Source organism: Vibrio agarivorans (genome assembly GCF_030409635.1).
GTDB lineage: Bacteria > Pseudomonadota > Gammaproteobacteria > Enterobacterales > Vibrionaceae > Vibrio > Vibrio agarivorans.
In genome coordinates, this window is record NZ_JAUFQF010000004.1 from 2,835,553 (window position 1) to 2,848,654 (window position 13,102).

12 protein-coding genes are annotated in these 13,102 nt (G+C 46.2%); 4 read left to right on the plus strand and 8 right to left on the minus strand.

Features of this window, described 5'->3' with window-relative positions; genetic code table 11:
• Nucleotides 1–99: 99 nt before the first annotated feature.
• From QWZ05_RS21525 to QWZ05_RS21560, 8 genes are all read right to left on the minus strand, one after another.
• Nucleotides 100–573: a DUF2947 domain-containing protein gene (locus QWZ05_RS21525; protein ID WP_264875266.1), complete on the minus strand. Its 474-nt coding sequence runs from the start codon at nt 571–573 to the stop codon at nt 100–102.
• 3 nt (nt 574–576) lie between these two features.
• The gene (locus QWZ05_RS21530) at nt 577–1,170 is read right to left on the minus strand and encodes an HD domain-containing protein (protein WP_264875265.1); all 594 of its coding nucleotides are present in this window, start codon (nt 1,168–1,170) and stop codon (nt 577–579) included.
• A 1-nt stretch (nt 1,171) separates the two neighbouring features.
• Nucleotides 1,172–1,738 carry a ribosomal protein S5-alanine N-acetyltransferase gene (gene rimJ, locus QWZ05_RS21535; protein WP_373875515.1) on the minus strand — a complete coding sequence of 189 codons (567 nt, stop codon included), beginning with the start codon at nt 1,736–1,738 and terminating at the stop codon, nt 1,172–1,174.
• Between the two features lie 12 nt (nt 1,739–1,750).
• Nucleotides 1,751–3,295, minus strand: coding sequence for a transcriptional regulator TyrR (gene tyrR / locus QWZ05_RS21540; RefSeq protein ID WP_264875263.1), 1,545 nt, complete (start codon nt 3,293–3,295; stop codon nt 1,751–1,753).
• A 98-nt stretch (nt 3,296–3,393) separates the two neighbouring features.
• Complete coding sequence (locus QWZ05_RS21545) at nt 3,394–4,425, minus strand: YcjF family protein (protein ID WP_264875262.1); 1,032 nt, start codon at nt 4,423–4,425, stop codon at nt 3,394–3,396.
• Nucleotides 4,422–5,798, minus strand: coding sequence for a YcjX family GTP-binding protein (locus QWZ05_RS21550; protein WP_290300620.1), 1,377 nt, complete (start codon nt 5,796–5,798; stop codon nt 4,422–4,424). Before QWZ05_RS21550 ends, QWZ05_RS21545 begins: the two co-directional genes overlap by 4 nt.
• 146 nt (nt 5,799–5,944) lie before the next feature.
• The gene (locus tag QWZ05_RS21555; RefSeq protein WP_290300621.1) at nt 5,945–6,130 is read right to left on the minus strand and encodes a hypothetical protein; all 186 of its coding nucleotides are present in this window, start codon (nt 6,128–6,130) and stop codon (nt 5,945–5,947) included.
• Between the two features lie 102 nt (nt 6,131–6,232).
• The gene (locus tag QWZ05_RS21560) at nt 6,233–7,750 is read right to left on the minus strand and encodes a fumarate hydratase (protein WP_290300623.1); all 1,518 of its coding nucleotides are present in this window, start codon (nt 7,748–7,750) and stop codon (nt 6,233–6,235) included.
• Between the two features lie 248 nt (nt 7,751–7,998).
• Between QWZ05_RS21560 and pabB the strand changes: the two genes are divergently transcribed.
• From pabB to QWZ05_RS21580, 4 genes are all read left to right on the plus strand, one after another.
• Nucleotides 7,999–9,357, plus strand: coding sequence for an aminodeoxychorismate synthase component 1 (gene pabB / locus QWZ05_RS21565; RefSeq protein ID WP_390216332.1), 1,359 nt, complete (start codon nt 7,999–8,001; stop codon nt 9,355–9,357).
• Between the two features lie 101 nt (nt 9,358–9,458).
• On the plus strand, nt 9,459–10,073 hold the full coding sequence (locus QWZ05_RS21570; protein ID WP_290300627.1) for a CoA pyrophosphatase: 615 nt from the start codon (nt 9,459–9,461) through the stop codon (nt 10,071–10,073).
• A gap of 310 nt (nt 10,074–10,383) precedes the next feature.
• Nucleotides 10,384–11,634 carry an aromatic amino acid transport family protein gene (locus QWZ05_RS21575; protein WP_390216222.1) on the plus strand — a complete coding sequence of 417 codons (1,251 nt, stop codon included), beginning with the start codon at nt 10,384–10,386 and terminating at the stop codon, nt 11,632–11,634.
• A gap of 83 nt (nt 11,635–11,717) precedes the next feature.
• Nucleotides 11,718–13,079, plus strand: coding sequence for an L-serine ammonia-lyase (locus QWZ05_RS21580; RefSeq protein ID WP_264875256.1), 1,362 nt, complete (start codon nt 11,718–11,720; stop codon nt 13,077–13,079).
• The last annotated feature ends 23 nt before the right edge of the window (nt 13,080–13,102 follow it).

Below are 13,102 nucleotides of genomic sequence, written 5' to 3' on the forward strand. Positions count from 1 at the left end.
CAAGATCATTTTAATGATCGAACCAAAGGGTTCTACTAGTGACAATCGGGGAAATAAAGCCCTTTGTTATTTATAGTCACTTAAAGGGCTTTAATTGCTCTATCTGCGTTGGCCTAACTTTACCGTACCATCTTCTTGAAACCAAAGGGCTTGTGCACGTTTTTTACCAATAAGTATCGGACCGTCATCATAGAACAAAAAGTTCTTCCAGTGCTTTTTAAATATCGACCACTTAGTTTCTAAGATGTTGTATTTTTCATAACAAAAATACACCGTCACGTCATCTTGCCAGTCAATATACTGCAATAATGCTGGTGGCATGTCATTTTCATCAGAGTCCCATTCGATCATCCAATTAATCGTTTCACTCCAGTTCGATTCTTTAGCCGGCCAGTCTTGAGAACTAAATCGCGCAGCATCTGGGCTAGTCGCACTCACTTGCTCCTTCCACAGTTGCGCAGCTCGCGCTTGAGACATTGGCTTGATAAGTTCAAGATCTGCCTCAGGCAGCGGCATAGACTGATGAGTGAAAATCCACTTGCGACTGTATTCATGAATTGATGTATATGACATAAATTAATCCGCCTTCAACCATCCCTGAGACACTGCATTATCAACAATTTGTTGCGCTTTTTGCCACAGAGATTGTGAGCCATCTTCTATACGACGATTCACTTTTAATACTTGTTCTTTGTGTACACCATGCTCTTTCCAGCTTTGGCCATCATTATGATGATTCAACAGCATAGGAATAATACGGTCCAGTGCTTTGGCATATTTTGCATCTGCCGTTTGTGCCGCTTCAAATTCACGCCAAATAGAAAATAGCTCCTCACCCTGATCGTCAGGTAATAAACCGAACAGACGCTGTGCACACTCCAGCTCTTTTTGTTCTTGCTCTAAAGATGCCACCGCGTCGTACACGAACGTATCGCCAGCATCAATTTCAACAATATCATGCAGCAGAAGCATTTTTATCACACGGGAAAGATCCACGGGTTCATTGGCATGCTCTTCAAACAGCATGGCCATTAATGCAACATGCCAACTGTGCTCTGCACTGTTCTCTAATCGGCCGTCCGCGCTTTTTACACGTGTGCGGCGCAGCACTGACTTGAGCTGATCAAGCTCCATTAATAGCGTCAGTTGCTTTTCTAATCGGTTTGACATGTTAGTCTCTCTTTTTCCAACTCGGATTAACAATGGCGGTCAATATATGATCCTGCCAGTTTCCATCAATCAATATATATTCAGGTGCGAAGCCTTCTTTAATAAAGCCCACACGTTGTAATACTGCCGCACTTCTTTGGTTGTGCGGCATATAAGCGGCACTAATACGGTGAATATTCTGCGCTTCAAACATGTATCGCACGGCCAGAGCAAGCGCTTTAGTCATAATGCCACGTCCAACACTCGCTTCTGCTAATGAATACCCCACACTGCAGCTGTGAACCGGGAAACGGGTCACGCTACTAAATGAGACTGTCCCCATCATAGCGCCGGTCTCAAGGTCAATGATCAAGAGGTAAAAACCCAGACCAAGCCGGTGTAACTCTTGTAATTTAATGAGCTTTCTCTGCCAGCCTTCCTGAGTATAAAACTCGGCTTCTCGCTCTGGCTCCCACGGTTTCAAGAACGCTTTATTATCAGTGAAGTAATCACTAATTAATTGAGCATCAGCAATATTTGCACTGCGTAGAATGAAGCCTTCCCCTGCTCGATACACCTCTCCTAACACCACAATGCCTTCCTATTGCTTGCGGATACTGTAGTCGCGAAGCTTATTAGCGATAGAGGTATGAGAAACATCCAAGCGCTTGGCAAGTTTACGACTCGATGGGTAAGTCTGAAATAGGTGTTCTAGAATCTGTGCTTCGTAGTTTTTCATGATGTCATCCAGTGAACCATCAAGTTGCTGACTGTTAAACGAAGCAGGTAGCTTTTCATTGCTCGGTAACTGGAAGCTTTCTGCCCTCAGCTCTTCATCCTCTAATTGAGTCAGTGCGCGCAAAACCATGTTTTCTAATTGGCGCATATTCCCCGGCCAATGATAAGTCGAAAGCTGGCTAACAAGCTCTGATGACCATTTCGGGATCATCATGTTCATGTGATGAGCGTGCTTGGCTACAAATAGATCCAACAGCGGCGATATATCACTTGCTCGCTCTCGTAGTGGCGGGATAGTCAGTGTCAGTACGTTCAGGCGATAATATAAATCTTCACGGAAGGATCCTGCCTCTGCTAAATCAGACAGGTTGTGGCGTGTAGACGCAATGACGCGCACATCCACATGCATCTCTTGCTCTTCTCCAACTCGGCGGAAGGTGCCGTCTTGCAGCAAGCGAAGAAGCTTTATCTGAATATGCGGGCTCATCTCGCCAATTTCATCGAGAAAGACCGTGCCACCATCTGCTTGCTCAAAAATGCCTTTATGTCCGTTTTCATCATTGAATGATCCTGGCGCATTACCAAACAACTCGGTTTCGGCTACATCGTCAGGCATCGAGGCACAGCTCAACACTAAGAAAGGCTGAGACGAACGATGAGAACGATTGTGACACGCACGTGCGAGCATCTCTTTGCCCGTCCCAGTTTCCCCTTCGATAAGGAGCGGCTGATCCAGCATAGCGAGCTTCTTCGCTTGTTGAATCAGCGCTTTATGGCGGTTTGAGATCCCAACAAAGTGCTCAAAGCCAAGCTCTTGGCTCGGGCTTAATATGTCTGAGTTATGGGAAACCTCTGCCGCTGGGCGCAGTGCTAATACCGCACTGACTAAGGTCTGCTCTTTATCATCGCCAGAAATAAATACCGGCATCAGTTCAAGTATGTAGTCTAAACCATTGTGAACGACGTTTTCGCGAACACGCGTGCGTTGACCGTCCAACCAGTCACTAAAGTCAAAATTCGGCAGTAACTGGGCGATGGAGCGACCGATTAGCGTATCTGAATCAGCACTGAAAAGAGCGTTTGCAGCATGGTTCGCGGTATCAACGTATCCCTTGAGGTTAACGGATAAGACGGGCGATGGAAGACTATCAAGAACCGCAAGCAGCTCGTAGTTTTGGCGCTCCATTGGCATGAACTGAATTTTACGTACATCTTTGACGCCTGAAATTCGACGAATTTCAGTCATCAACTCGCTAAACGTATCAAAGTCGATATCTGGGCAGTTGAGGTAAATAATCCCTGTTACATCAATTTCGATGCCGCGTAAATCAATACTACGCTTTGCCAAAATTTCCAGTAGTTCACGAGTCAAACCCAATCGGTCTTCACAAAAGACTTCTAGACGCACGAATTAATCCTATCAATGGTGTCACGAAAAGTTGACAGTAGTTTCTCCCACCCTGTATCTAGCGTCAAGAACAGTCGTTATTTGCTGCGTTAAAACGCTCATTTCATGGTCAAAGCTGCCACTTTTGCGACAATTTGTTTGCGAATGTTGCCTAAAGTGACCCTGCGTTCTTCATGCCAAGGCGTCGGACGCAATAACTCCATTGATTTCAACCCCAGCCTTGCAGTTAGAATCCCAATCCCGAGCCCCTGCCCTGCGCGCACCGACAACTTACCTGCTAGGTCCATCGACATCATATCCATTGAGGCATCAATTGCGAGCTCACTTGCCCCTGCTGCGGCCATATTGACAAACACAGAGCGTAGTAATTGTATTCGTGACCAATAACCTAACTCCAAGCCATAGACCTCCGATAGCGCATTGATCATTTTGATATTCCGCCACACCACCAGCAACATATCAGCCGCAGCCAACGGGCTAATCGCCACCAATGCAGCTGATTCTGTTGCGTGTTGCGTCACCACTTTAACCGCTTGCTTATCCAGTTGAGACACCACCATTGAGTCATACATATCAAGAATTTCTGCATCACTGTGGGTCGGTTGAACTTGGTTCTGCCAACGCTCATACGGGGTGTACTCATCAGTTAAGCCACTCTCTTTGGCGAGCTGATGGCAAAAGTTAACCCCTTTGCCGACAGAATCTGTCGCTATGAGCTGCTCTGCTTGCTCTTGAACACTAAAGTGGCCTTTAAGCCTACGCAATTTAAAATACTCTTTGGTCAGAGCTACACCGCCTAATGTACTCAACCCTGCGATAAAACCGCTCCAGCCAAGTGATAGCCAATCTCCTGTAGCGATCGCCGTTGTGACATTATCAAACAGTTGCCAACCAACCAGTCCGGCAAAACTCACAGCGCCAGCTAGCCACAACTTTGAGCGCGACTTAGTTGGGCGAATAATGCCCTCCAACTCATCAACAGCTTGATCGGTGGGTGAAGGCGTTACCTCTGCTGGTACAAATTTTTCTTGCTCTGAGAACTGTTGAGAGCGCTCAAACAAACTATCAACCTGGGCAGGTTCAGCCTCATCATGTTCATGGTAAATCGTTTTCGGTTGGTGGTCGCTCATCGTAACTTATCCCCTAAAACGTAGTCGATTACCTTGTCCATACGAATATGCGGTAATGGCTGATGATCCTCGAGCTGCTGTGGACGAAATGCGGCAAAATCAAATCGATTTTCATGCCAAAATCTCACATCTGGCAGTGACTTGGGAACACTTCCGGGGAACACAGTGATTTTGTCGCCTTGCATTGTTGCCCCTTTTAATACGCTCTGCATTTTGCCGTCAGCATACACATGCCCAGCGTTAGTCGCCTCAATCGAAGCGATACTCATACACTGCATATCTATGTGTTCATAAGCGGCTTGCTGCCATACCTTGTGCACCATCTTTTGTAACAGTGAAACCAAAGGGGGATGTTGCTCTGGGGTAACATGATCCGCTTTGGTAGCAGCAAACAATACCTTATCAATCTTGGGTGCAAACAGTCTTGATAACAGGCTAGAGCGGCCATAACGGTAGCTTTGCATAATTTGTTCGATAGCAAAGCGCATATCTTGAAAACTTTCTCGCCCTGAGTTGAGTGGCGTCAGGCAATCCACTAAAACAATCTGGCGATCAAACGAGGAAAAGTAGTCTTTATAAAAGCGCTTCACCACACTCGTTTGATACTCTTTGTAGCGTGACAATAGCATCTCAAGGTTCGAGCCTTTGACGACCGAATCGAGATCATGCTTTTTTATGGGAAAAAACTGCAGCACTGGAGCGCCTTTCAAGTCACCCGGCAAAACAAATCGTCCGGGTTGTACCCAGTGATAGCCTACATCTTTACAATCCAGTAAATATTGCGTGTAAGCTTCACTTATGGCTTGAAGTTTCGCTTCATTCGCAGGCGCATCCAAGTCAAGTTGATCAATGCACTCTAACCAACCTTCTGCCAACACGCTACGTTGCCCACTCAGTGCAGCAAGCTGACTTTCAGACCATACAAAATAATCTTGCTCAAGCAGAGGCAAATCCAGTAGCCATTCACCGGGGTAATCGACAATATCAATATGTAACGTTGAGGTTTTTGACAGCAACCGACGCGTTTTACTTTTTGGCCTATATTTGACCGCCAAACGAATTTCACTGACATCGCGCGTTGGCGTCGGCCATGCGGGTGTTTCGCCAGAAAGTTGCTCCATCGCTTCATCATACGCAAACCGAGGGACTAACAAGTTTTTCTGAGGAACACGCTTAGCACCAATTAAGCGCCCTTCTCGAGCAACACTCAAAAGTGGCAAGTTATCGTGTGTCGAGCTGTTGAGTAACTGGTTCACTAGAGAGGTGATGAATGCGGTTTTCCCCGCCGTCGATAACCCTGTGACAGCAACACGAACGTGTGCATCTAAGCTTCGATTGACTAAATCAGATACGTCTCGTGTGATACTTCTCATACAACCTCTATGCCTTCAACCTTTGTGCCTTCAAACTCTCTTTTTGAGAATAAATAGCACCTTAAAAACAAATAGCCCCTTAAGAGCAAAAAACCCCGGATAATCCGAGGCTAATTCAACCAAACTGTCCGTGAAAAACACGTGAATCAGTCTTCTTCTATCAGTTTGTAAATCACAAACAGTGCGATTTCAAGTAGAACAAATAGCGCACAAGTGATCGTGACGTATTTCTCATTGAAGATACTGACCCCATGAAGGATCAAATCATAACCGACAAAAAACAAAATCACGACCGCGATAATGATTTGCAAAACCTGCACGAAACGTGGCATGCCATACTCCCTTATTTTTCTCGTTTTTCCATAAACTTAGTGCCACTAGTAAACCTAGACTACCCCAATTAAGCTAGCAAGTCTTATTGGGGTAAATAGCGACTAAGCCTCTGCCTCGGCAATTTTCACTTTCCAAGTATCTGGCCCGATTTGGTGGGCATTAGCACCACTTGAGTCCACCGCGACGGTCACTGGCATATCTTCGACTTCAAACTCATAAATCGCTTCCATACCCAAATCTTCAAATGCAACAACACGCGCTTTCTTAATCGCTTTTGCCACTAAGTAAGCCGCACCGCCAACCGCCATCAGATAAACTGACTTATGCTTCTTAATCGACTCAACAGTTGCCGGGCCACGCTCTGCTTTACCAATCATCCCCATAATGCCGGTTTCTTCAAGCATCATGTCGGTGAACTTATCCATACGCGTGGAAGTCGTCGGACCGGCCGGGCCAACCGCTTCATCTCCTACCGCATCAACAGGGCCAACGTAATAGATAAACTTACCTTTAAGGTCAACGCCTTCAGGTAAGCTTTCACCATTATCGAGCATGGTTTGAATGCGCTTATGAGCCGCATCACGACCCGTTAGCATCTTACCGCTCAGCAATAGCGTTTCGCCTGTTTTCCAATCTTGAGCTTCTTCTTGAGTGATTGTATCAAGGTTCACACGGCGTGTGTTTTCGCCCATTTCCCACGTAATATCTGGCCAGTCTTCCAGTTTAGGTGGCTGTAGATCCGCAGGGCCTGTGCCATCTAGCGTAAAGTGTACATGACGCGTTGCCGCACAGTTTGGAATCATACACACAGGTTTTGATGCGGCATGCGTCGGTGCTGTTTTTATTTTGACATCCACGACTGTGGTTAAACCGCCGAGGCCCTGTGCGCCAATACCCAGTTTGTTTACTCGGTTGAAGATATCAAGACGTAGCTCTTCTTCGGCATTTTGTGGACCACGTTCAATCAACTCTTGAATGTCGATGTGCTCCATTAGCGATTCTTTGGCTAAAACTGCGGCTTTTTCTGCTGTGCCACCGATACCAATACCGAGCATGCCAGGAGGACACCATCCCGCCCCCATTGTTGGGAGCGTCTTCTCTACCCATTCAGCAATGTCATCTGAAGGGTTGAGCATGACCATCTTGGTTTTATTTTCACTGCCGCCACCTTTGGCCGCAATTTGAATTTCAACCTTATCACCCGGCACCATATTGATGTGAACAACTGCGGGGGTGTTGTCTTTGGTATTAATGCGTTTGCCCGCTGGATCCATCAAGACTGAAGCGCGCAGCGGATTATCTGGGTTGGTGTAAGCTTGACGAACGCCCTCATCGACCATTTGTTGAACCGTCATATCGGTGTCATCCCATTGAACACCCATCCCCACATTCACAAAACAGGTGACAATGCCGGTATCTTGGCAGATCGGTCGATGCCCTTCTGCAGACATACGAGAGTTGATTAGAATTTGTGCGATGGCATCTTTTGCAGCTTGGCTCTCTTCCTTATGGTAAGCCTGCTCAAGTGCTTGGACGAAATCGAGTGGATGATAGTAAGAAATGTACTGAAGTGCATCAGCGACACTGCTGATCACGTCTTCCCTTTTTATAACCGTCATTGCGTTCCTCTTGCTCAAGTATTTGTCTCAGATAAGGTTCTGATGACGAATTGTTTTTTCACCATGATAACGACTATCGTCACGGGCAACTAGATCACAGTGCACATATTCAGGCGGGTCGTAGAAAAGATGCGCGATTCTTGCGCTTTCTATCACTCGAGGCGAGCAATCGCTTGCTCTTGGCTTGCTATTCATCACTACATCAGGAAAAATTGCGCCTAATTTCGTTATTAGAAGCCTTCACTGCTATGCCTTTAACTCGCGTTGAACCAAATATTCTTCCACTTGAGTATCAGCCAACACTGGCCTGTGACTACTTTTCACGCGTAGAGCATCTGCCATGGGCGATGTTGCTGCGCTCTGCGTCTAAAGATCATGTTGATAGTCGATTCGATATTCTGGTGGCAGAGCCTGTTGTGACAATAACGACCGTCGGTAATGAGAGCACTGTAACGACACCTGACGAAAAAACACATTCTAGTGAAGACCCATTTGCGCTGATTCAAGCGCTTTCTGAACAATACCTTCCCACTATCGAAAGTGATAGTGAGTTACCGTTTCTTGGCGGATCGCTTGGCTACTTTAGTTATGACTTAGGTCGTCGAGTAGAGAACATGCCCGAGCTCGCCACAAAAGATCTCACAACACCTGACATGGCGATTGGTTTGTATGACTGGGCAATGATTGTTGACCACCAGCAGCAGGCGGCCTATATGGTGGCAGATAACCCACGCAAGAAACTACAGTGGCTTACTGAGCAGCACAGCCCACAATCTAAGACATTCGCTTTAACCTCTGATTGGCAGGCTAATATGTCACAACAAGACTATGCCGATAAATTTGCTGCCATCCATGACTATCTTTTGTCGGGCGACTGCTATCAAATCAATTTAGCTCAGCGCTGGAAAGCGCAATATCAGGGTAGCGAGTGGCAAGCTTATCAAAAACTTGAGCAAGTTAATGGTGCGCCTTTTTCGGCTTTTATTCGCCTAGAAGAGAGTGCGATTCTGAGTATCTCTCCTGAGAGATTTATTCAGCTTAAACAAGAGCTCATCGAAACGAAGCCGATCAAGGGAACCCGCCCACGCTTCGAATCAACTGAGCAAGACAAACAGTCGGCTAATGAACTGGCCAGCGCAGAAAAAGATCAGGCAGAAAACCTGATGATTGTCGATCTATTGCGAAACGATATTGGCCGAGTAGCCAAACCTGGTAGTGTCCATGTGCCGAAGCTGTTTGATATTGAGAGCTTTCCAGCTGTACATCACCTCGTTAGCACAGTCAGAGCAGAGCTCGATGCACAATATAGCCCTAGTGAGCTTTTGCGCGCCTGCTTCCCTGGCGGCTCAATTACTGGTGCTCCTAAGGTCAGAGCAATGGAGATTATTGAAGAGCTTGAACCTCACAGACGCAGTGCCTATTGCGGAAGTATCGGCTATATAAGCCGTCATGGTCAGATGGACACCAGTATCACCATCAGAACACTGGTGGCAGAAAATGGTGCTTTACATGCGTGGGCAGGCGGCGGCATCGTAGCAGACAGTGTGTGTGAGAGTGAATATCAAGAAACCTTCGATAAGGTCAGCAAAATTCTGCCTGTACTATAGTTTATTCATTAGAAATGACTTTGACTCAGTAAACAAGATACACACGCACATTCAAGGACGAATGACGTCGCCCACTGACACAGCTAACTAAGGAGAGAGACATGACCATAACGCGCCAAGATCTATTGACGCACTTTAGCCTCTCTCCACAAAGACACTACCATCCTCAATCCCTTGGACGTTTAGCCACTATGCCTATCGAGCAGTTTCGTGCTGCAGCGGTACTCATCGGCTTTATTGAACGCCCTGTAGGTTTATCTGTGCTGTTAACTAAACGAGCGCAGCACCTTCGCCATCATCCTGGGCAAATAAGCTTCCCGGGAGGAAAACAAGATCCAACTGACCACTCCTTACTTGAAACGGCGATTCGAGAAACGGAAGAAGAGGTCGGTATCCCTTCATCAAAGATTACACCTATCGGAACGCTCCCCCCTCTCCCGACAATCAGTCAATTCAACGTAACGCCGATTTTGGCTTTTATCGATGACAATCATCAATTGACCATCAACCGCGATGAGGTCGCGGAAGTGATAGAAATTCCGGTGGTTAAATTACTCGATCCGAGTGTTCTCAAAACCACCACCGTCACCATTAAACGCACTCATCACCGCCTGTTTGGCATTAGCTACAAGAATCATTTCATTTGGGGTGTGACAGGACAAATACTGCATAACCTCGCCCTGCACCTGTCATTTATCGATGAGCAGCATATTTAATAAAAACACGCTAAATCAGCAGTTTACACAAGCAACCCAGTGGTAATATTGTATTACAAGAAAAGTAAACGTTTGCTTAAATTCATTTTAATCCGCTCAAATATCATCGCAAAGTTAATTAGTTTTTCTAATGTCAAAAAATAACAACCCTAATGCTGTAGCACGTAAAAATATGACACAGGACAACTTTTGCAAAAACACTGAAACGCCCGCTTACATTATGTGATCTAGATCTAATAATTTTGCAATTTTAAATTGCAGAATTGGCGCCGATTATTTCCTGTTCCCAAAATAATGAGTAATCTAAATCATGACTATTTCTACTAATACAGCGACTGCTGTAAACACAAGTAAGTTCACTTACAAAGACTTCACATGGTGTCTATCACTATTCGGTACGGCAGTAGGTGCTGGTGTTCTTTTCTTACCAATCCGTGCTGGTGCAGGTGGTTTCTGGACTCTGGCTATTCTTGCATTGATCGCGTTCCCAATGACTTGGTTCGCACACAAATCTCTCGCTCGCTTCGTGCTTTCTGCAAAGAATCCAAACGCAGACATCAGTGAAACCGTTGAAGAGCACTTTGGTAAAACTGGCGCAAACCTCATCACTTTCGCTTACTTCTTTGCGATTTACCCTATCGTGCTTATCTACGGTGTTGGTATCACAAACACCGTGGATTCATTCCTAGTCAACCAGATGGGTATGGAATCGATTCCACGTCCCCTTCTTTCTGGTGCACTGATTGCAATGATGACTACGGGCATCTTATTCGGTAAAGAGCTGATGCTTAAAGCAACATCGGCATTAGTTTACCCACTGGTGATCATCCTGCTTGCTCTCTCTTTCTACCTAATCCCTGATTGGAACACATCAATGATGTCTGTTAGCCCAGACTGGAGCTCAATGCCTTCAATGATCTGGCTTGCGCTTCCAATGATCGTATTCTCATTCAACCACAGCCCAATCATCAGCCAGTTCACTAAAGAGCAGCGCCTTGCGCACGGTGACAACGCTGTTAAGAAGACAGATGCTATTACTGGCGGTGCTGCCGTAATGCTAATGGGCTTCGTTATGTTCTTTGTATTCTCTGTTGTACTTTCTCTATCTCCAGAGCAACTCGCAGAAGCACAAGCGCAAAACATCAGTGTTTTGTCTTACTTGGCGAATATCCACGAATCACCACTGATTTCAACCCTTGGCCCTATCGTTGCGTTTGCGGCGATCACTTCGAGCTACTTTGGTCACTTCCTAGGTGCTCAAGAAGGCCTAGTGGGTCTAGTGAAGTCTCGCTCTAGCATGCCAGAATCTAAAATCGAAAAAGGCTCAATTCTCTTCATCGTGCTAACAACTTGGGCTGTGGCTATCATCAATCCAGATATCTTGGGTATGATCGAGGAACTTGGCGCTCCAATGATCGCAGCGATTCTGTTCTTGCTACCTATCTACACAATGAACAAAGTGCCTGCGATGGCGAAGCTGAAAACTTCAAAAGCGGCACAAATCTTCACCGCCATCTGTGGTCTAGCAGCGGTAACATCTGCAATTAACGGTATTTTCTAATCTTCTCATTAGAATAAATCCGATATAAACTACCGCCCTTCAATTGGCCCCAGTAGTGGGGCCATTTTTATTCGAGGTTGAACATGATTAGTGTTTTCGATGTCTATAAAATTGGTGTTGGCCCTTCTAGCTCGCATACAGTAGGTCCAATGAAAGCGGGTAAAGAATTTGTTGATGATTTGCGCTCAATGGAGAAGCTGCAAACCATCACAAAAATTACCGTTGACGTTTATGGCTCATTATCACTGACAGGGAAAGGTCACCACACAGATATCGCTATCATTATGGGCTTAGGAGGAAACAGCCCTGAGAGCGTTGATATAGATTCTATTCCAAGCTTTATTGCCAATGTTGAGGCTACAGAGAAGCTTGCACTTGATCACGGTAGCCATACTGTTGATTTCCCTCGTGAAGGCGGTATGAATTTCCATACTTCAAACCTTTCTCTACACGAGAATGGTATGCAGATTCACGCATGGGCGGGTGATGAGTTAGCGTATTCTAAAACTTATTACTCTATCGGCGGTGGGTTCATCGTTGACGAAGAGAACTTTGGTAAGACAGAAGAAAACCCTATTCAAGTGCCTTACGCATTCAACTCAGCTGAAACACTGGTTGCTCAATGTAAAGAGAGCGGCCTGTCTATCAGTGGTTTGGTGATGCACAATGAACGCGCGCTAAACGCGGAAGAAACCATTCGCACTAACTACGCAAATATCTGGCAAACCATGCATGAGTGTATGGAGCGCGGTATGAACACCGAAGGTATTCTGCCGGGTCCACTTCGTGTGCCTCGCCGTGCCTCTGCACTTCGTCAGCAACTTCTGACGAGCGAGAAGACCAGTACAGATCCAATGGCAGTTGTCGATTGGGTCAACATGTTTGCGTTCGCTGTCAATGAAGAAAACGCTGCAGGTGGTCGCGTCGTAACGGCTCCAACCAATGGTGCGTGTGGCATCATCCCTGCGGTATTAGCTTACTATGACAAGTTCATTCAGCAGGTTACTGAAAAAGACTACACGCGTTACTTTGCTGCTTCTGGTGCTATCGGCTCTCTTTACAAGATGAACGCGTCTATTTCGGGTGCTGAAGTCGGATGCCAGGGTGAAGTGGGTGTGGCCTGCTCAATGGCGGCGGCCGGCCTAGCAGAGCTGATGGGTGGCAGCCCTGAGCAAGTGTGTATGGCAGCAGAAATCGCTATGGAGCACAACCTTGGCCTGACTTGTGACCCTGTTGCTGGTCAAGTTCAAGTCCCTTGTATCGAACGCAATGGCATCGCTGCGGTTAAGGCGATTAACTCTACGCGTATGGCACTGCGCCGTTCATCAGACCCTCGTGTATCGTTAGATAAAGTTATCGAGACGATGCTTGAAACGGGTAAAGATATGAACGCCAAATACCGTGAAACCTCTCAAGGTGGACTGGCAATTAAAGTGATTTGCTAGTTTAAACCACACATAAAGAACAA

What these genes read in the sequence shown, in the direction of transcription:
- QWZ05_RS21525 (WP_264875266.1), bottom strand. Translation starts at nt 573, where the DNA reads ATGTCATATACATCAATTCATGAATACAGTCGCAAGTGGATTTTCACT.
- QWZ05_RS21530 (WP_264875265.1), bottom strand. Translation starts at nt 1,170, where the DNA reads ATGTCAAACCGATTAGAAAAGCAACTGACGCTATTAATGGAGCTTGAT.
- QWZ05_RS21545 (WP_264875262.1), bottom strand. Translation starts at nt 4,425, where the DNA reads ATGAGCGACCACCAACCGAAAACGATTTACCATGAACATGATGAGGCT.
- QWZ05_RS21550 (WP_290300620.1), bottom strand. Translation starts at nt 5,798, where the DNA reads ATGAGAAGTATCACACGAGACGTATCTGATTTAGTCAATCGAAGCTTA.
- QWZ05_RS21555 (WP_290300621.1), bottom strand. Translation starts at nt 6,130, where the DNA reads ATGCCACGTTTCGTGCAGGTTTTGCAAATCATTATCGCGGTCGTGATT.
- QWZ05_RS21560 (WP_290300623.1), bottom strand. Translation starts at nt 7,750, where the DNA reads ATGACGGTTATAAAAAGGGAAGACGTGATCAGCAGTGTCGCTGATGCA.
- pabB (WP_390216332.1), top strand. Translation starts at nt 7,999, where the DNA reads ATGCCTTTAACTCGCGTTGAACCAAATATTCTTCCACTTGAGTATCAG.
- QWZ05_RS21570 (WP_290300627.1), top strand. Translation starts at nt 9,459, where the DNA reads ATGACCATAACGCGCCAAGATCTATTGACGCACTTTAGCCTCTCTCCA.
- QWZ05_RS21575 (WP_390216222.1), top strand. Translation starts at nt 10,384, where the DNA reads ATGACTATTTCTACTAATACAGCGACTGCTGTAAACACAAGTAAGTTC.
- QWZ05_RS21580 (WP_264875256.1), top strand. Translation starts at nt 11,718, where the DNA reads ATGATTAGTGTTTTCGATGTCTATAAAATTGGTGTTGGCCCTTCTAGC.